The 18,109-nt window shown below is 47.5% G+C and carries 16 protein-coding genes and 3 tRNA genes; 7 read left to right on the top strand and 12 right to left on the bottom strand.

Features of this window, described 5'->3' with window-relative positions; translation table 11 throughout:
* Positions 1–83 precede the first annotated feature (83 nt).
* The 4 genes from ACKU41_RS19340 to ACKU41_RS19325 form a co-directional block, all read right to left on the bottom strand.
* Positions 84–1,622 (bottom strand): DUF4301 family protein, encoded by a 1,539-nt coding sequence (locus ACKU41_RS19340; protein ID WP_321403160.1) that lies wholly within the window; start codon positions 1,620–1,622, stop codon positions 84–86.
* 525 nt (positions 1,623–2,147) lie between these two features.
* Positions 2,148–2,224, bottom strand: a tRNA-Met gene (locus tag ACKU41_RS19335).
* Between the two features lie 189 nt (positions 2,225–2,413).
* Positions 2,414–2,490: transfer RNA gene (locus ACKU41_RS19330), tRNA-Met, on the bottom strand.
* Positions 2,491–2,598: 108 nt separating this feature from the next.
* Positions 2,599–3,474: a LysR family transcriptional regulator ArgP gene (locus ACKU41_RS19325; RefSeq protein WP_321403159.1), complete on the bottom strand. Its 876-nt coding sequence runs from the start codon at positions 3,472–3,474 to the stop codon at positions 2,599–2,601.
* 100 nt (positions 3,475–3,574) lie between these two features.
* Between ACKU41_RS19325 and ACKU41_RS19320 the strand changes: the two genes are divergently transcribed.
* A complete protein-coding gene (locus ACKU41_RS19320; RefSeq protein ID WP_321403157.1) occupies positions 3,575–4,195 on the top strand; it encodes a LysE/ArgO family amino acid transporter in 621 nt (206 codons plus the stop codon).
* A 131-nt stretch (positions 4,196–4,326) separates the two neighbouring features.
* On the top strand, positions 4,327–5,778 hold the full coding sequence (locus ACKU41_RS19315; RefSeq protein ID WP_321403155.1) for an amino acid permease: 1,452 nt from the start codon (positions 4,327–4,329) through the stop codon (positions 5,776–5,778).
* Positions 5,779–5,874: 96 nt separating this feature from the next.
* On the opposite strand, the gene ACKU41_RS19310 is transcribed toward ACKU41_RS19315, so the two are convergent.
* The 5 genes from ACKU41_RS19310 to dhaK form a co-directional block, all read right to left on the bottom strand.
* Entirely contained in the window at positions 5,875–6,183 is a 309-nt protein-coding gene (locus ACKU41_RS19310) for an AzlD domain-containing protein (protein WP_319779214.1), read from the bottom strand.
* Positions 6,183–6,881, bottom strand: coding sequence for an AzlC family ABC transporter permease (locus ACKU41_RS19305; protein ID WP_321403153.1), 699 nt, complete (start codon positions 6,879–6,881; stop codon positions 6,183–6,185). Before ACKU41_RS19305 ends, ACKU41_RS19310 begins: the two co-directional genes overlap by 1 nt.
* 272 nt (positions 6,882–7,153) lie before the next feature.
* Complete coding sequence (gene ptsP / locus ACKU41_RS19300) at positions 7,154–9,643, bottom strand: phosphoenolpyruvate--protein phosphotransferase (RefSeq protein ID WP_321403151.1); 2,490 nt, start codon at positions 9,641–9,643, stop codon at positions 7,154–7,156.
* Between the two features lie 307 nt (positions 9,644–9,950).
* A complete protein-coding gene (gene dhaL / locus ACKU41_RS19295; protein ID WP_321403149.1) occupies positions 9,951–10,580 on the bottom strand; it encodes a dihydroxyacetone kinase subunit DhaL in 630 nt (209 codons plus the stop codon).
* Positions 10,581–10,772: 192 nt separating this feature from the next.
* A complete protein-coding gene (dhaK, locus tag ACKU41_RS19290) occupies positions 10,773–11,831 on the bottom strand; it encodes a dihydroxyacetone kinase subunit DhaK (RefSeq protein WP_321403146.1) in 1,059 nt (352 codons plus the stop codon).
* Between the two features lie 507 nt (positions 11,832–12,338).
* Here dhaK and ACKU41_RS19285 point away from each other — a divergent pair.
* On the top strand, positions 12,339–13,265 hold the full coding sequence (locus ACKU41_RS19285; RefSeq protein ID WP_321403144.1) for a hypothetical protein: 927 nt from the start codon (positions 12,339–12,341) through the stop codon (positions 13,263–13,265).
* 55 nt (positions 13,266–13,320) lie between these two features.
* Here ACKU41_RS19285 and ACKU41_RS19280 read toward each other — a convergent pair.
* A tRNA-Met gene (locus ACKU41_RS19280) sits at positions 13,321–13,397 on the bottom strand.
* An 88-nt stretch (positions 13,398–13,485) separates the two neighbouring features.
* Here ACKU41_RS19280 and ACKU41_RS19275 point away from each other — a divergent pair.
* Positions 13,486–14,217, top strand: coding sequence for a glycosyltransferase family 2 protein (locus tag ACKU41_RS19275; RefSeq protein ID WP_319779207.1), 732 nt, complete (start codon positions 13,486–13,488; stop codon positions 14,215–14,217).
* Entirely contained in the window at positions 14,218–14,907 is a 690-nt protein-coding gene (locus tag ACKU41_RS19270; RefSeq protein WP_319779206.1) for a VTT domain-containing protein, read from the top strand.
* Positions 14,908–15,004: 97 nt separating this feature from the next.
* Here ACKU41_RS19270 and ACKU41_RS19265 read toward each other — a convergent pair whose 3' ends face one another.
* The gene (locus ACKU41_RS19265; protein WP_321405268.1) at positions 15,005–15,901 is read right to left on the bottom strand and encodes a YitT family protein; all 897 of its coding nucleotides are present in this window, start codon (positions 15,899–15,901) and stop codon (positions 15,005–15,007) included.
* Between the two features lie 152 nt (positions 15,902–16,053).
* Between ACKU41_RS19265 and ACKU41_RS19260 the strand changes: the two genes are divergently transcribed.
* Complete coding sequence (locus ACKU41_RS19260; protein WP_321403142.1) at positions 16,054–16,611, top strand: manganese efflux pump MntP family protein; 558 nt, start codon at positions 16,054–16,056, stop codon at positions 16,609–16,611.
* 153 nt (positions 16,612–16,764) lie between these two features.
* Entirely contained in the window at positions 16,765–17,727 is a 963-nt protein-coding gene (locus ACKU41_RS19255; RefSeq protein ID WP_319779203.1) for an alpha/beta fold hydrolase, read from the top strand.
* Positions 17,728–17,762: 35 nt separating this feature from the next.
* Here the strand turns inward: ACKU41_RS19255 and ACKU41_RS19250 are convergent, their stop codons facing one another.
* On the bottom strand, positions 17,763–18,104 hold the full coding sequence (locus ACKU41_RS19250) for an Hpt domain-containing protein (protein ID WP_321403140.1): 342 nt from the start codon (positions 18,102–18,104) through the stop codon (positions 17,763–17,765).
* Between the last annotated feature and the right edge of the window lie 5 nt (positions 18,105–18,109).

Genomic DNA, 18,109 nt, shown 5'->3' with positions numbered 1-18,109 from the left:
TCAAACCCAAAAAAAGGACGCCCTCATGTATTTCGCACAGAAGGACGGCCTTTCCAAAAACAACCGAAACAATTTTTATAAAGTCAGTTGCGGTGATCTTCCTTTAACAGATCGTTAACAGTCTTAACCGGTGAAAAGGTACTCAGCGGGACCTCAACGAAAATAGTGATCCAATCTGCCATGGAACCGTTCCACAATCCCGGAAGTTCCATTGCCTTGAGCTTGCGGCCGTCCTTGGACTTACTGGAAATGAATCCGGTTTCAGGATCGGTAAAATTCTTAAGCGCATACCATTCGCCACGGTGATTTCTCATTCCGCAGACCAGATCCACAGGGTTGAAGTGAGTTGCCTTGCGTACAATACCCGCCTGAACAGAATCATCCATATCAACCTGACTCTTTTCCACAATCTGCGGGGTAACAAAACCGTCAGGACCATTAACCCAGAACGGACCGCCGCCGGGCTCACCTTCGTTCTTAACCATACCACAGACACGGACCGGCTTGGATAGACGCACCCTCAACATGTCAACCTTATCTTCAAGGCTCATCTGAGCAAAATTAGCAGGCATTTGCATGGAAAGATGAGAAACGGCAAAAATGGCCACGGCAGCGACTTCAAACTCACTGCAATGATGATTTTCAAGCATATTCAGACATTCAAAAATCTGGGCCTGAATCCTGACCAGCAGTCCGCCTAGAAGCTTCTTATATTCAATGGTAGCTCCCTTCAATCTGTCCGGCATGACATTATCGATGTTCTTCAGGTAAACGAGATCTCCGCGCAGCTTATGCAGATTATCCAGCAAAGCGCCATGTCCGGCGGGCCGAAACAGAATCTTGCCGTCATCTGTCCGGAAAACTTCATTGTCCATATCAACAGCAACAGTGTCCGTCTTCCTGCTTTGCTTTGAAAAAGTGACTTCAAATCTGCATTCAGGATATTTTGCGACCGCTTCTTCAATGTGTTCACGAATCTCCTGCTCATGGGCAGGCGAGACTGTGAAATGCAGCCTTGCGCGCCCCATACGGTCTTTAATATGGGCGGCAGCTTCGGCAACATGCTCTTCAAAAGGAGTACGGTATCCGTTTTCGTAGCTGTGGAACGGAATCAACCCCTTGGGCTTTGATGCATAATTCAACCCCTGCTCAGTTAACAGATACTTCAATATTAAATTGTAATCATTGCTGGCATAAGCCTCATCAATGCTGACCCCGGCTTTGTTCATTACATCCTGCAGATCTCCATAAAAAGGCATTATCGGAAGCAGATCCATAAAGGTCTGAACCATATCGGTATCCTTTTCGGAAAGCTCTTCCCCGTTCAACCGGGCTAGAAGATGCTTGAACATCCTGGTTGCCGCGCCTGATGCCGGAACAAACTTGGTAAAGCGTCCTCCGTCAGCAGCCTCTTCAAAATGCCCCAAAAGCTCGTCTTTTTCATCAGACTGAATGCTGTATATCCCGTCATTCAATGTGCAAGCCCGTTCAAGACTTGTGGCAGGGAATCCTGTTTTGAACCTTTCAATCTGTTCAGCCAATGCGGATGCGGAAATACCGTCGTCGATAATATCAATAAAACCATTCTCAATTTCGCGGAGTTCATTTTCAGTAACCATCATGTACCTTCCCGTGCTATAAATTGAAAAACAGCATAAATTCAGCAACTTAACTATGCGCACATAACTATCCCAATACACTATTCGGCACTGGTAGTTACCTACCCCTTAACACAGATTTTCAGCCCTGTTTAGTATCAAAATAAATTAATTTGTAACTTTTTTGCTTTGTCCCAGAAACTCAGTATGTTACACTAAAATACTGAACTTACTAACCATTTGCTCAAGAATATTTCTTAAACGATCATAATAACGCAATATATATGGCAAATACGAAACAAAAATTTTGCAGACAGGTAACAAAAATTATAGACTAGGGAAGATAAGTAAAAAGCGGGACCGTAAAAAGAACATCTATCGACTTCGTGTGCGGGTTTTGTGTGGGTTGTCGAGTCAACAATCAACGGCTGGAAATTTGATCTATCGGGCTTGCGCCCCTTTGTTTGGTGTAGACCCAATGAAGTGGCTCTACAATCAAAACGAAAAAAGGCCCAACCTTTACGGTTGGGCCTTTTTGATGAAGCATTGTGGTTGCGGGGAGAGGATTTGAACCTCTGACCTTCGGGTTATGAGCCCGACGAGCTACCAAGCTGCTCCACCCCGCGTCATTGTGAGAGCATGTCTACATGCTCTGAAACCTGTTGTCAACTCTAATATCGATTTAAAAACAGATTTTTTTTAAACATTACCAGAAGTTAAGATAAATACCCACTCCTGTTACTCAGTAAAAAGAACAGCTATTGAAAGCCTTTTATCCTTTCATCCGAAACTTCCGCCATGACCAGAATTATCGGTGGTTGCGGGGGCAGGATTTGAACCTACGACCTTCGGGTTATGAGCCCGACGAGCTACCAAGCTGCTCCACCCCGCGTCACTGAGAAGAGAAGAACTACAGGTACGCCCCACGGATGTCAACTTAAAAACAAAAATAAAATGCCCTCACAAACAGATACCCAAAATAACTGCTTTTCACCCGGCTTCAATTAAAAAATTTAATCAACTCCTGACGCAGTTTGTTCAGCAGCTCCGTATCCACATTCCACGAATGCCAATACAGTGAGACCGGAACCCGGCCCTGCGTTGTAACTTCAATAAGCTGCCCGGATTTCAATTGATCTTCCACCTGAAATTCCGGGACCATACCGTATGCAAGCTCCCGGCATATGACATCAACAAAAGACTCAGTTGAGGGAACATAAAAAATTGGATGGGTCACCAACTCACCCGGAAAAATTTTTTCCAGCATCCGGGACTGTGTTTCATCCTTACGGTTGAATACCGCAGCCGGTGCTTTTGCAACACTTTCTAAATTGAATCCGTTTTTGAACCAGCGCCTGCAAAAATCCGGCGTACTCAGGCATAGATAATCAAATGTTGCCAGATAATCACTGCGGCATCCTTTAACAGGTTTTGATCCTGTTCCTATACAGCCGACCACCTCCCCGCGACGTAGCATTTCATGAGTCCTGTTCTCATCATCCACGTATAAATCAAAAAGAACGTTGTGCTCTTTCATAAAGGACTCAAGAGCATCCATGAACCAAGTGGCAAGGCTGTCCGCATTTACACCCACTGGTAAAGTTATGAATTCACCACTGGGATTAAGCCCCATTGAATCTGTTAATTCATACTCCATAAGCCGAATGGTGCGCAGATGCTTAATCAGCTTGCGGCCATCCTCAGTTGGTTCAGGTGGAGTGGAACGGACAACAAGCACCCGCCCCAGTTGCTCCTCAAAATTCCTTATCCTCTGCGACACAGCAGACTGGGAAATATTAAGCTTCAAGGCAGCTTTATCAAAACCGCCCTCCTCAACCACCGCAGTCAGTGCTTCCAAATAAATGTTATCAAGCATGGCAACATTATAAGTTAAACTTATCAGAAATGAAAATGTTTAATTTTACTAATTCATATCCCAGCCATATATCTTTCTGAAAAACAAAACGGAGAAAACAATGTCATCAATTATACCATACTTGCAGGGATTCGGAACCGGAGCAGGACTCATAATCGCTATCGGAGCGCAGAATGCCTTTGTGCTTACCCAGAGTATCAGGAAAAACCACCATATGACCATTTGTCTGGTCTGCTCAATTTGTGATGCGCTGCTGATATCTCTCGGAGTACTGGGTATGGGGGAACTGATTTCCTCAAATCCTGTGCTGCTTAAACCTGCAGCATGGGGCGGGGCCGCTTTCCTGACCTGGTACGGATTCGGTTCTTTCCGCTCAGCCCTGGCCGGAGGACAATTGGAAGCCGGACAAGACGCAACAACAGGCCTGAAATCCATAATTCTGCTGACCCTGACCATAACCCTGCTCAATCCGCATGTTTATCTTGATACTGTGGTCATGCTCGGTTCCATAAGCGGACAATATAACGGCATGGAACGCTATCTGTTCGGAATCGGGGCCATATCTGCATCTTTTGTCTGGTTCTATACTCTGGGATTCGGTGGAAGGGCTTTGGCCCCGCTGTTTAAAAAGCCTGTAACATGGCGGGTGCTGGATAGTGCAGTATGCCTGACAATGTGGGTTATTGCATACAATCTGGCTCAGAAGGCCATGAGTGTTTAATTCTTTTGCTGTTTTGACATAGAATTATTTTTAACACTGTTGATATTTTCCTGCCTGTGCCGTAATGGTTGTGATTGCATGAGGAATTATTTCACGATTTGCACTTCAAACTACAGGAAGAGGAAAAAGTTATGGCAACTCCCGGTAAAAAACGGCTCTCGGTATTCACCCTTTCAATGATGACCGTAGCGGCAGTATGCAGCCTGCGCGGCCTGCCCATGATGGCGCGGGAAGGGCTTTCCATGATCTTTTACATCCTCTTCTCAACATTGATATTCCTTATCCCGGCTTCATTGGTAGCCGCCGAACTTGGCGGAGCATTCTCCAAAGAATCCGGGGGAGTATACACATGGGTAAAAGCTGCTTTCGGCTCAAGATGGGGATTTACGGCAATCTGGCTGCAATGGATTCAGAATGTTGTCTGGTATCCCACTGTGCTCGGCTTCGGGGCCGGAGCGCTGGCCTACCTGTTCATGGATCCGGGTATGGCCGATAGCGGCGTGTACACCGGTTCAGTAATACTCGTTGCATACTGGGGAGCGACTTTCGTGACCCTTGCTGGAACAGATCTGGTCAGCAAAGTCACCAAATACGGGGTACTGCTGGGGACCGTACTTCCCGGAGTGCTGGTCATCGGACTTGGACTTCTGTGGGTTAATATGGGTAATCCGCTTGAATTCATGCATATTTCCCCCACACTGGAAGCAGCGGAGAAAGCCGCCGGAGAACTTCCCCATGCCAGACTCTTCCCCAGTATAACCGGGTTAGGCAGCGTTGCCTTTCTGGCAGGGATCATACTTCTTTTTGCCGGAGTGGAAGTCCATGCCGTCCACGCCAATGAACTGGAAGACCCCGGCAAACAATTTCCGGAATCAATGTTTCTGGCTGCAGCTATAATTTTCCTGCTCTTCACCCTTGGCTCCCTTTCCGTAGCCGCGGTAATTCCGGCCAACGAAATCAGCCTGACCGCAGGATTGATGCAGGCCTTTGAAATGCTTCTCGCAAAATTCCATCTTGATTTCCTTACCCCGCTGATCGGACTGCTGGTTGCCTTCGGGGCAATAGGCGGTGTCATGTCATGGATCAGCGGTCCCAGCCGTGGACTGCTACACACTGCTGATCAGGGAGAACTACCGCCTATTCTGGCTAAAACTAATAAGAACGGCATGCCGATCAATATTTTAATGGTTCAGGCTGTAATTGTGAGCATCCTTGCCGGTCTTTATTTTATCATGGATAACGTGAGTGTGGCGTTTTTCATGATCTCAGCCATGACCGTGACCCTTTATCTGGTCATGTACATTTTGATGTATGCCGCAGCAATAAAACTGCGTTACACCCGGCCCGACCTGCCCAGAACATATCAGGTACCCGGAGGATTATTCGGACTTTGCGCCGTGGCAGGAATCGGTCTTCTGGGCGTAAGTTTCGCGCTGGTAGTAGGATTCTTTCCGCCCACAAACCTGAAGGTCGGCGACCCGGCACTCTACGTAGGGCTGGTTGCGGCTGGAATGGTTGTCTTTGTGGGGCTGCCCTTACTTATCAACAAGATGAAAAAACCTAACTGGAAACGGGACGAATAACTGCCCCGAACTATCTCAATAAATACACCCCGTAGAATCTCCTGAACTTGAAGATTCTACGGGGTTCTTTTTTTGAACAATAAAACAGCAATTCAACTACAAAAACAATCTTCCGAGAGCCACCACCAGCATTCCGGCAAGCATTGCAAGAAACACATTCTTAGTCTTGAATGCCATAGCCACGGTAACGATCCCGCCTGCAAATCCGATCAATCCTTCATTGAAAAAGCCGGGGGCGGCAAGGGAGATGAGGATGGTGCCGGGCAGGGCCTTCAAAGCCCTGCTGAAACGTCCTCCCGTAGGCAGATAGCCAGCCAGCAGCAGACCGCCCACACGCATGGAATAAGTTACCAGAGCAGTCAGGGCAATGATCAGAATTGCGTTTTCCGAAGTGTAAATATTCATTATGCTTTACCCTCACCTTCTGCTGCAGGGACAACTTCCGGACCAAATGCCGCAAAGACCGCGCCGAGAATTCCACCGACCAGTATGTACCATTTACCGGGCACAAAATGCTCCGTCAGCACCGATGCACTTATGGCCACCAGCCACGGCAGAACATCCTGCCGCCCCTGCCACAGGGAAACCGCCAGCGCGCTGAAGACCGCAGTAAAAGCAAAATCAAGGGCCAGCATTTTGGGATCGGGAATTAGGCCGCCAAAAAACATTCCGGCCATGGTTCCTATGCTCCAGAAAAGCATGAGCAGCAGCCCCCCGCCCAACAGATGAAACACATCCCCTTCTCCTTTACGTGCCGCTACCATGGTCATGGCCCAGTTTTCGTCAGCCACAAAATGCATGATCCCCAGCCGCTTCAAGAGCCCCTGCCCGGCAAACAAATCCTTGAGAGATGCCCCGATCAGGGCATAACGCAAGTTCACAACCAGCACTGCAAGGATCATTTCCAGCACTGGGAGCGGTGCATTCCACATATCCACCAGCACAAACTGGGCTGACCCGGCAAACATAAGCACGTTCAAAGCCATCATATCCACCCATGCAATGGACTTCTGGGCTGCCAGCACTCCAAGCACCGCGGCGTAGGCAACCACACTGGGCAGAAGGGGGACATTAGCTCGAACTCCACGCATAAAACCGCTCATATTAAAACCTCCGCAATGAGGTAAATAATTAATAAAAGGAAAATCGGAACAGGTTAGGTCTGCTGTTTAGCCGAAACAGGAATAACTTATAAGACACAGATCCATTAAAAATGTACAACACAAACAAAAGGCCCGTCCAAAAAGACGGGCCTATATATTTTCATCAACAATCTGTGATCCAACACAGCTAAGCCTATTAAAGAGTTTTGAAGAGTCCAGAGAATTTTTTCCCAAAAGTTCCTCCGACCCCCGGCGGCGCTGCCGTAAGCAAACTATTTCAGCAGATCACGAACCTCGTCACCGGATCTGGCAGCCAGCGCCTTTTCAGCCAGAGCGCAACACTCATCCATGGATACGGCGCGGATAGCTTCCTTCACTTCGGGAATTGAAGGACCGCTCATGCTCAGCTCATCCAAACCGAGTCCGAGCAACAATGCCGAAGCTTTGGGGTTTCCGGCCAGCTCACCACACATACCGACTTCAATATTATTGGCAGATGCTGCATCGCAGGTCATTTTGATCATGCGCAGTACTGCGGGATTAAGGCTGTCGCATATTTTGGAAACCGACTTGTTACCCCGGTCCGCAGCCATTACGTACTGAGTCAAATCGTTAGTGCCAATGCTGAAGAAATCACAGATCGCAGCGAGCTTTTCGGCCTCCGCAACAGCGGAAGGAACTTCAATCATAATTCCGGTCTTGATCTTTTCGGCAATTTTCACACCTTCGGAGATAAGACCTTCACGGACCTCAGCCTGAAATGCGAGAACCCCTTCAAGCTCCTCCACCCCGGAAATCATGGGAAACATGATCCAGATATTTTCCGCGCTGGCAGCTCTCAATAAAGCGCGCAGCTGAGTGCGGAAAAGCTCGGGCCGAGCCATGCAGAAACGGACTCCGCGTTCACCGAGGAACGGATTTTCTTCAACCGGGGTATCCAAATATTTAACAGGCTTGTCACCGCCGATGTCGAGAGTGCGGATGATGACCGGATTACCGTTCATAGCCTTGGCAGCTTCAACGTAAGCTTCAAACTGCTCCTGCTCATCCGGCTGCTGATCACGGTCCTGAAAGAGAAATTCGGTACGGAAAAGCCCTACACCTTCTGCGCCGTATTCCAGCACCCGAGGAGCATCTGCCGGAGTACCGATATTACCCATGACCATGATCTCAGTACCGTCCACAGTCTTAGCCGGAGCAGCGCCCTTGGCTTTGGCTTCCTCGCACTCGGCCAGCCACTGATCCCGTTTGGCGGAAATCTCGTCCAGCTTGACCTGATCAGGAGAGGTCCAGACAGTACCTTCAAAACCGTCCAACGCAATCGTCTGTCCATCTGAAACATACTGAAAGCATTCTCCGGTCCCGATAACGGCCGGAATGCCCATTGAACGGGACAGAATCGCGGCATGGGAAGTGGCCCCACCTGTCTCGGTGATAATGCCCAGAACCTTTTCAGGGTCCATCCCGGCTACATCGGAAGGAGTAAGATCGTGGGCCACAATGATGGATTCCCGCTCAAGCCTGATGGCCTGTTCCCCTTCACCGGTCAAGACACGCAACACACGTCCCCCGCAGTCCATTACGTCTGCGGCACGGGCCTGCATGTATGCGTCATCAAGCTCGCGATAGTCAGAAGCCATTTTATCCATGACCTGAAACCACGCGAACTCGGCATTAACCTTTTCATCAGAGATAACGGACACGGCTTTGTCACGCATATCCTTATCACCGAGGATCAGGCCGTGTACTTCGAAAATTGCGGCATTAGCCTTACCTGCAGTCTTTTCAGTCTCGCGCTGCAAAGATTGAATATCGGAAAGCGCTGTGGATAATGCCTGATCAAGACGCGAAACTTCAGCATCAATGTTGGCAATTTCGAGACGCTCCACTTCCGGCAGACTCGCCAGATGGGCATAGACCGGACCGACCGCATACCCGGCAGAAGCCGGAGCACCATGCACGTAACCCTCCCCGCCGACCTTGCAGGGTTCGGTTTCCATGACAACTTCAGCAACGTCTTCATCACGTTCACCGAAGTTATCGGCATGCAAAGCTTTCAGGCCGTCAATTGCCTGCTGAGCATCCGGTCCGGTTGCCGTAACAGTAATGGTTTCACCATTTTTGACTGCCAGCAGGGCCACCTGATTGATACTCTTTGCTGATGCGCTCTTTTCACCCTTGTGAATCCGGATGGCTGATTGAAATTTACCGGCCTCTGCAACAAGATTGGCTGCCGGGCGGGCATGAAGCCCCATTTTGTTGATTACCAGCAGATCGATGCTGAGCTCTTCGCCTTCCTGAATTTCTTCCTGAGCAGGTACGGCAGTCTGGACAGTTTCCCCGGTAATGGGAGCCAACTGCTCAATTTTAACATTCAGAGCAGCACCGGCCTCGGCACTCACCTCTTTAAGAGATGCGCCGACAGAAGCCTGTACAGCCGCAGCCATTGTTCCCTCCACAATCGGGGCGGAACAAAGCAGCACTTTCTCTTTGACTTCATCGGGCAGAAAATCAAGCGCAGTCTCGGCACTCATAAGCGCGCTGCCAAGATCCATAATGACCAGTACGCCGTCTTCGGACTGTGCGGCAACGGACTCGATGGACATCATGACCTTCATGGGATCGGTGCCGATGGGATTATCGGGATCGTCAATACCGCCTGCGGCTTCCATGACCACGGAACCGCGAGTCATCTGCTCCGCAAGTTCCAGAACTCCCTGCGCCAACATCTGGCTGTGGGAAACTATTACTAATCCAACCATAATTTGATATGCCTCCGGCGGCTCTCCGAGGGCCAGAGAAACTTTTTGAAAAAAGTTTCTCTGGACTCTTCAAAAACTTTTAGTAGGGCTTGGCCCCTACTTACACAGAATAACCCGTTAAAAAAATTAATCGTTTGATCCTATAAAACGCGCAAATCGGCGTGGGAAAAATCCATTTATATGAACAACAGATTCCTGCCCCCAGCGTCGAAGACCTAATAAAAGGTTCTGAAGGGGATAAGGGATGGAGAAGGAGAAAATCTTACAAAAGTTTCCCCTTCCCCGGCCGCCGGAGGCATCATACTATTTAAGACAAAACTTCTTTCAGTGTTTCCAGCATGTAATAAGATGAAGTAGCACCGGGGTCCTGATGGCCGATAGAACGTTCACCCAGATAGCTGGCCCGTCCTTTTCTGGCCTGCAGGGGGATGGTATCCGCAAGGGCCTTTTCACCAACAGGCAATGCAGCTTCAACAATGGCAAGAACATCGTCACCGTTTCCGGCCTTTTCCTTGATTACTTCAAGGACAGGCGCCCAAAGGTCATACAGGGTCTTGTCTCCGAGATCGGGACGCCCGCGCTGAAGAATCCCTTCAACACCAGCTTCAATTACTTTGGCAAAATCTTCAGGGCTAAGTTCTTCCTTACCGCCCATAAGCATGCCGCCCTTCATCCAGAATGTTCCGTAAAGGGGGCCGCTGGCACCGCCTACACTGGACATGAGAGTCATACCCACGGTCTTGAGGATTGTTCCGATATCTTTAGTTTCCACTGTAGGCAGCTTTTCGATAACCTTGCCGAAGCCGCGGTTCATGTTGATTCCGTGGTCGGCATCACCGATAGCGGCATCAAGTTCAGTGAGATATTCTTTTTTGTCAGCATAAACTTCATTCAGTCTGCCGAGCCATGCAATAAGTTGGGCCTTGTTCATGGACATTCTTATCCTCCAAATGATGACGCCATCTAAAACTGGGTCAGGTTTGAAATTACTGCGGGCATATACGATATCAGCGTCAGCCCGGAGGTTTCCTTTACAAATAAATTTTTCTTTTGAAAAAACGGGAACGCAGGCGTGAAAAGTTCTTCCCACGCCTGCGTATTTTTAACTCATAATTATAGAAAGTTAAGCTTAGCGGACAAAACCGGGAGTCTGTGCCGGTGCATCCCAGAACTTGAGCATTTCATCATCAACCTTGAGCAGAGTAATAGAGAAACCCTGCATTTCCAAAGAAGTAATGTAAGGTCCGATCAGATTGCGGACAATTTTGATACCCTTGGCTTTGCAGACTTCATCAAGCTTTCTGTACACAGCGTAAAGTTCGGAAACCGGGGTTCCGCCCATACTGTTAACAAATGCGATGACATTATCGCCTTTGGCGAAAGGCTCGTCAGTAAGTTCTTTGTCTTCCCACTCGGAACCGTTCCATTCGCGGACGGTGCGGCTGTATGCGGGATCATCAATGATCTGTTCCGCTGCGTACTGGGTCATTTCGTCAACAGACTTGAGCGGGGTACGCTCGATGCCGGGCTCGCCGTGGATGCCGATACCCATCTCGACTTCGTCTTCAGCAAGTTCGAAGGTGGGCTTGCCTGCTGCGGGAACAATGCAGGAAGTCAGGGCAACACCGAACGAACGACCATACTGGTTAACCTTGCGGCAAAGATCGGAGCATTTTTCAAGGTCGTACCCTGCTTCAGCAGCAGCACCGACAATCTTTTCAGCAAGAACAGTGGTTCCAACGCCTCTACGTCCAGCAGTGTAAAGACTATCCTTAACTGCCACGTCATCATCAATCAAAATATTCTGAACTTTGATACCTTCGGCTGCAACCAGCTCGGCCGCTGCTTCAAAGTTCATTACATCGCCAGTGTAGTTCTTTACCATAAAAAGAACGCCTGCACCGCTATCTACAGCCTTTGCGCATTCGTACATCTGGTCGGGTGTGGGAGAAGTAAAAACTTCGCCGGGGCAGGCGCCGTCGAGCATTCCTTTGCCGACAAAACCGCCGTGCATGGGTTCGTGGCCGGAACCGCCGCCGGAAATAACGGCAACCTTTCCTTCAACCGGAGCATCAGCACGAACTACGTAATAGGGATCGTAGTTGACTTTCAGTTCAGGGTGAGCGAGGGCCATCCCCTCAAGCTGCTCCTTAACCACATTTTCCACATCATTGATCAATTTTTTCATAGTAAAAATTACCTCAGGTTCTAGGTTCCTTACGTGCGGGAAACATTAAATCAATTGAGAAACATTGTCGACAAATGAACGTATTTTTTTTCGCTTCTATTAAAATTATTTTTAATAAATGTATATAATTTTCGATTTCGAAAACAATTTTCTCAATATTTCCCGTTGGAAATAAATTCCCACCGGAGCTCATTCCTGAGACATACCCATTTAAAACAGTCCGTATCACACAGATACCATACTTTGGCTGTGTAGAAGTAAGCACTCGGTTTCTTATCAGGAAAGCAAACAACTATAGTTTCGTATCTGAAAGAGACCGAACGACTCCATGAAAAGCGTAACCGGTCAATTTCAGGGAGTAGATTTTCTTGAAATGGCAGTGGCAAACAGTGACGTCACTACCCGCTTAATCTTTTGAATATTACCAGACCAGCCCCAACTAAACTAAGCTGCATTTATTTGACTTCTCCCGCATAATAGCTCATATAATCAATATGGAGATATGTTATGCGGAAAATATTTTTTTGCTTCATCCTCGTCTTTATTTATACGCAATCAGCTTTTGCCCAAGACAAATTGGAAACAATCCTGCTTGTTGATCGCCCTCTCACACCGGAAAACTACATATTCAAAGTGCTGGATATTGCCCTTAAAAATCAGGAAATACCTTATAATTTAAAAATTGAAACCATACCTGCGTCACAGCCCCGCAGAGTGCAGATAGTAAATTCATCCTCCCAAAATTATGTCATCGCATTGGGTAGCCGGAAGGAACACGAAGAAATTCTGAAACCGATATATGTTCCAATCCAGCTTGGACTTGGAATCGGACATAGAATTATGCTCACCCGCCCTGATGTGGAGGACAATTTAAAAAAAGTTAAAAACCTCGACGACCTCTCCAAATTTATCTTCGCTCAGGGACTGGGCTGGGCGGATGTAAAAATACTGCGTAATGCCGGACTTACAGTCCATACCCCTGCAGATCCGACAAATATTCCTAAAATGCTGATACGCGACAGAGTAGATCTATACCCGCGCGGACTTTTCGAAATTGCCGCTGAGTACAAGCGGTACTCAGCGGATTACCCCGACCTTGTAATCGATGATTATATTGTCCTCTCCTATCCGTTGGCCTCTTTTTTCTATGTCAGAAAAGATAACGAGAAGCTGTACAACGCAATAAAAACCGGTCTGGAAACTGCATATTATAACGGACAGTTGCAGGACATGATCATGACCGATCCTGTATACAACAAAACCATGCAGGAGATTAACCTTGGAAAACGGATAAAAATTGAGATCCCAATCCAAAACATCAGTGAAAAAGCATTGTCGGCTTTGAAAAATTTTACATTTATTCCGGGAAAAAAAATCGGGGAAGCTGTCAGGAAGAAGCGCAAAGACACCCCCGCATTGCAAGATGATATGTAAAAAAACAATAAAAAAAGGCCCAACCGTTAGGTTGAGCCTTTCTGATGAAGCATTGTGGTTGCGGGGATAGGATTTGAACCTACGACCTTCGGGTTATGAGCCCGACGAGCTACCAAGCTGCTCCACCCCGCGTCACTGTGAAAGAGGTTCTACAGACGAGGCCGCTTCATGTCAACAGCTATTTACAAATTATTTAAATTTTCTTATCTCATCTCTCGATATGACAAACCACTACGAACTTTCCATCGTAATCCCTGTTTACAACGAACAGGACAATTTACGAAAACTGATGCAGGAAATTGATGCAGCCCTTGAGCCGCTCGATACTCCATACGAAATTATATTTGTAGATGACGGCAGCAAGGATAACAGCCTTGCCGTGCTCAAAGATATTTCATTAACCTACCCCAAGGCCCGCTACATTTCCTTTTCGGAAAACCGTGGGCAGTCCGCAGCTTTCTGTGCAGGATTTGATGAGGCCCGCGCACCTCGTGTCGCCACCATGGACGCTGACCTGCAAAATGATCCTGCAGACCTTCCGGCCATGCTTGCCCTATACAATGAGGGGCACGACATGACCATCGGCTGGCGTCAGAAACGCAAGGATGTCTGGATCAAACGCATCGGTTCCAAAATCGCCAACGCCATCCGTAACAGGATGACCAACGAAACCGTGCGGGATACCGGATGTTCGCTTAAAATAATGAATACCATCATGGTCCGGGCTATTCCTCGCTTCAACGGCATGCATCGTTTCCTGCCCACTCTCATGAAAATGCAGGGCGCATCTGTTGCAGAAATGAAAGTCAACCACCGTCCCCGCTTCGAAGGTGAATCCAAGTACGGAACCCTCGACCGGGCAATAGCAGGAGGGTATGACCTGCTTGGCGTACGCTGGCTGCTGGGACGCCATTTTTCATATTCAGTTAAAGAACGCAGCGGCGATGAATAAATGAGCGCGATAAGCAGCGAATCAAAAGTCAGCGTCAAGGCCCTGATCAAAGGACTGGCTATGCTCGCGGTTATGGGTTTATCGGTTTACCTGATCCGTTATGCAGGACTAGCCGATGCCCTGGATACCCACTGGGTAGACGAGCATGTGCGTTCTCGCGGCTTAATCGGAGTCCTCACCTATGTAGGGTTGTCGGCATTCTTCTCTGCTGTCGGCTTTCCCAGACAGGTGATCTGCTTTATGGGAGGCTACGCATACGGCTTCGCATTGGGAACCCTGCTGGGAAGTATCGGAACCGGGCTTGGTTGCGCAGGAGCGTTTATTTACTCACGGCTGGTGGGCCGCTCTTTCATTCAAAACAAATTCGGCGCCCGTATCCAGAAAGTGGACAATTTCCTGAGCCGCAGCCCATTCAACATGGCCCTGACCATCCGCTTTTTCCCGCTGGGCAGCAACGTAATAACCAACATTCTTGCGGGTGTGACCAGTATTCCTGCCTTGCCCTTCATATTAGGATCAACTGTCGGCTACCTGCCCCAGAATATGGTCTTTGCCCTGTTCGGAAGCGGGGTGGAAGTATCTTCCTCTATCCGTATGGTCATGGCCGTGGTGCTGTTTGTTATCTCCACCCTGCTGGGGTTCAAGATCTACCGCAAATACCGCAATCAGGCGGAAGCTGTTGTAGAATAAAAGGTTTGATCAATTAATATTTTTAAAGCCGGAGCCATCAGGCATCCGGCTTTTTTTATTTAATCGGCACAAAAAAAATCTTCAGAGATAAAAGACACTAATAAACTTTTCTGCGCGAAAAACTTGCCCCGATAACCGAAAACGTATTTTCAACAATAAACAAAACCCTCTCATCATGCCGGAAAGCTATTTCTTCCAGTTTCTTTAATTGGATATTGTTCACTACTGTCATCAAAATATTCCTATCCTCACGTAAATAAGCTCCCTGCCCCTTAATAAAAGTGGCACTCTGCTTCATTTCGTGCAGAATATCATGGCAGATCAATTCTATATTATCAGAAATAATAAAGACAACCTTACGTTGGTTAAACATTGAGAGAGTCTGCTCAACCACGGTTGCCGAGATAAACACAAGGATTAGCGAGGCAATTATTGTATCTAGCGGCAACTCAAACAGACTTAAGCTGAAAAGGATAAAATTGAAAACAAGATAGACCTTACCAATTCCAATATTAAACCGCTGAAACAAGTACACAGCCAGAACATCAAGACCTCCGTTTGATCCAAGAGACCGCAGTACTATTCCAGCACCAAAACCAAGCAATGTTCCGCATGCCACAGCAGCATAAATATGATTATACACCGGAAGGTGTATATTAATGAATTCGTATGCAATAGTCGCGGCAAATGTTGCATATAGGCTATACCCAAAAAACCGTCTGCTTACCTTTATCCAAGCAAAAATAAAAAGCGGAATATTTAGTATAAAGAAAAGCCAACCTGGTGTTAAAAAACTAAATTTATAAAATACAAGAGAAGCCAAACCGAAAATCCCTCCCGCAAGGAACTCGTGCGGCACCGCAAGACTCTTAATTGCGACAGAACATATAGTCGATCCGACCGTGATCAACATGATGTTCCACCAGACAGAATAGGTAAAATCAAAGCTTATTAAGGTTCCCTTGCCTAATACGGACTTAAGCGGCTCTAACATTGGCTGGTAAATCTCCCCCTTCTTTATAACGTAATTAATAACGACAAAACCAAAAACAAACACACACCATAACCTTTTTTTTTGTACTTAACAAACAAGCAACGTAGAGGTAAGAGTACTACCTAATTAATTACAGGAGCCGTAAACGTCCCATGCCTTTATACGAAATACTCATCATCTCCGTGGCACTTGCCATGGATGCCTTCACCATTGCCGTGGCCTGCGGGCTATGCATGCCGGATGTGACCAGACGCCAGAACTTCAGGCTTTCTTTCCACTTCGGTCTGTTTCAGGCTCTCATGCCCCTGCTGGGGTGGCTGGCCGGGCTGACTGTAAAAGGCCTTGTTGAAACATACGCCCCGTGGATTTCATTTTTCCTGCTGGCTTTTGTCGGCGGTAAAATGATTCAGGAATCCTTTGACACAGATGACTCCTGCGACACACAAAAGGACCCTACCAAAGGTTTTTCCCTGGTATTTCTCTCGGTTGCCACCAGCCTTGATGCTTTAGCAGTGGGACTTTCCTTTTCAATCATGGATTACCCAATCCTATTCCCCTGCACCATGATCGGGATTACCGCGCTGGTGCTTACTTCTTTCGGGCTCTGGCTGGGTAAATCATTTGCACGTGCTTCGCGGTACAGCCACATCGCCGAAAGGGTCGGAGGATGCGTGCTCATTTTAATCGGCCTGAAATTGCTACTGCAATAAACTGTTGACTATCCTCGAAAAGATATTAATTACTCTGCGCATAAGCCTTTTGACAGCAGACTGCCAACGGTATATTCTCACTTTGATTTAAATTTTCAATTCACAATCAGCAGGCTTCAATTGAGCAAGCCAAAGGATGGATATTTTTACCAAATGCCTTTATTGCAACCCCCGCCCTATAAACCCAAATTTCCTCTCCAATCCGGTCACATCCAAACAATTTTCCCTCGTCTTTTCCGGAAAGTCAGCCTACCGCCTGTAGTAAAAAGAAGAATCGACACACCTGATGGAGACTTCCTTGATATTGACTGGCACCTTGCGAGCAGCTCCAGACTTGCCGTGATTGCGCACGGACTTGAAGGCAATTCCCGCAGACCGTATGTGCTTGGTATGGCCCGCGCTCTGGTGCTGGCAGGGTGGGACTGCATAACATACAGCTTCCGGGGCTGCAGCCGCGAGATGAACAAAGCTCCCGGCATGTACCACAGTGGTGATACCAGAGACCTGCACACAGTTCTTAAATACGGCCTTGATCATGGTATTTACGAAAATGCAGCCCTTATCGGCTTCAGCATGGGTGGCAACCACGTGCTAAAGTATCTTGGTGAAAATCCCGACATCGTCCCGAACAAAGTAAAAAGAGCCATTGGTATTTCAGTACCATGCGATCTGGAAGCTTCGGCCACAAGGCTCTGTGCAAAATCCAATTTTATTTATACAAATTATTTTCTTCGATCATTGAAACAAAAAATAAAATTGAAAAACAAACAATTTCCGGACCTCTATCCTCTCGAAAAACTTTCTTCCATCAAAAATATAGTTGATTTCGACAACGCATACACCGCCCCCATCAACGGCTTTGCTGATGCAGCTGACTACTACCGCAAATCTTCCTGCAAACAATATCTAGAAAATATCCGGGTACCTTCACTAATACTGAATGCCAAGGACGACCCCTTCCTGACCCCTGAGTGCTACCCTGTTCAGGAAGCGGAAAAAAACCAGTACCTGTCTCTGCAGATAACAAACTTCGGCGGTCATGTCGGATTCGCTGACCTGCCGATGGAAAAACAACTCTGGTCTGAGGATAGGACAGTAAGATTTCTGAATACATAATAAAAAAAGTCCCGAGGCAGTTGCCTCGGGACTTTTCATCTTTTATCCGCATAATCAAGCAGAGGTAAAAGCTCTCTGCGTAATCGCATATAATAGCAGCTCAGATACAGGGGAGAAGTGCTTGAAGCTGCTGTTTCGATTTTTCCCGCCACAATGCTGAGTTCCTCCAGCCCAAGGTTTACAAGACTCCCCTTGAGCATATGGGAACTGGCGACCACGTCTTCAAACTCACCTTCATCAATGGCCTCATCAAGAGTATCCATAATTACCCGAAGATGAACTGACGTTTCTTTGAGAAACCCAATTATCTTTTCAGCCGGGACACCTGCTTTACCCTGCAAATGTTCTGTAATGATCTCAATGAGTTCAGAAGCCATGAGTC

The sequence above is a fragment of the Maridesulfovibrio sp. genome (assembly GCF_963678865.1).
Classification (GTDB): domain Bacteria; phylum Desulfobacterota; class Desulfovibrionia; order Desulfovibrionales; family Desulfovibrionaceae; genus Maridesulfovibrio.
The sequence above is the reverse complement of the archived record's forward strand: the minus strand, read 5'-3'. Positions and strand labels throughout refer to the sequence as shown.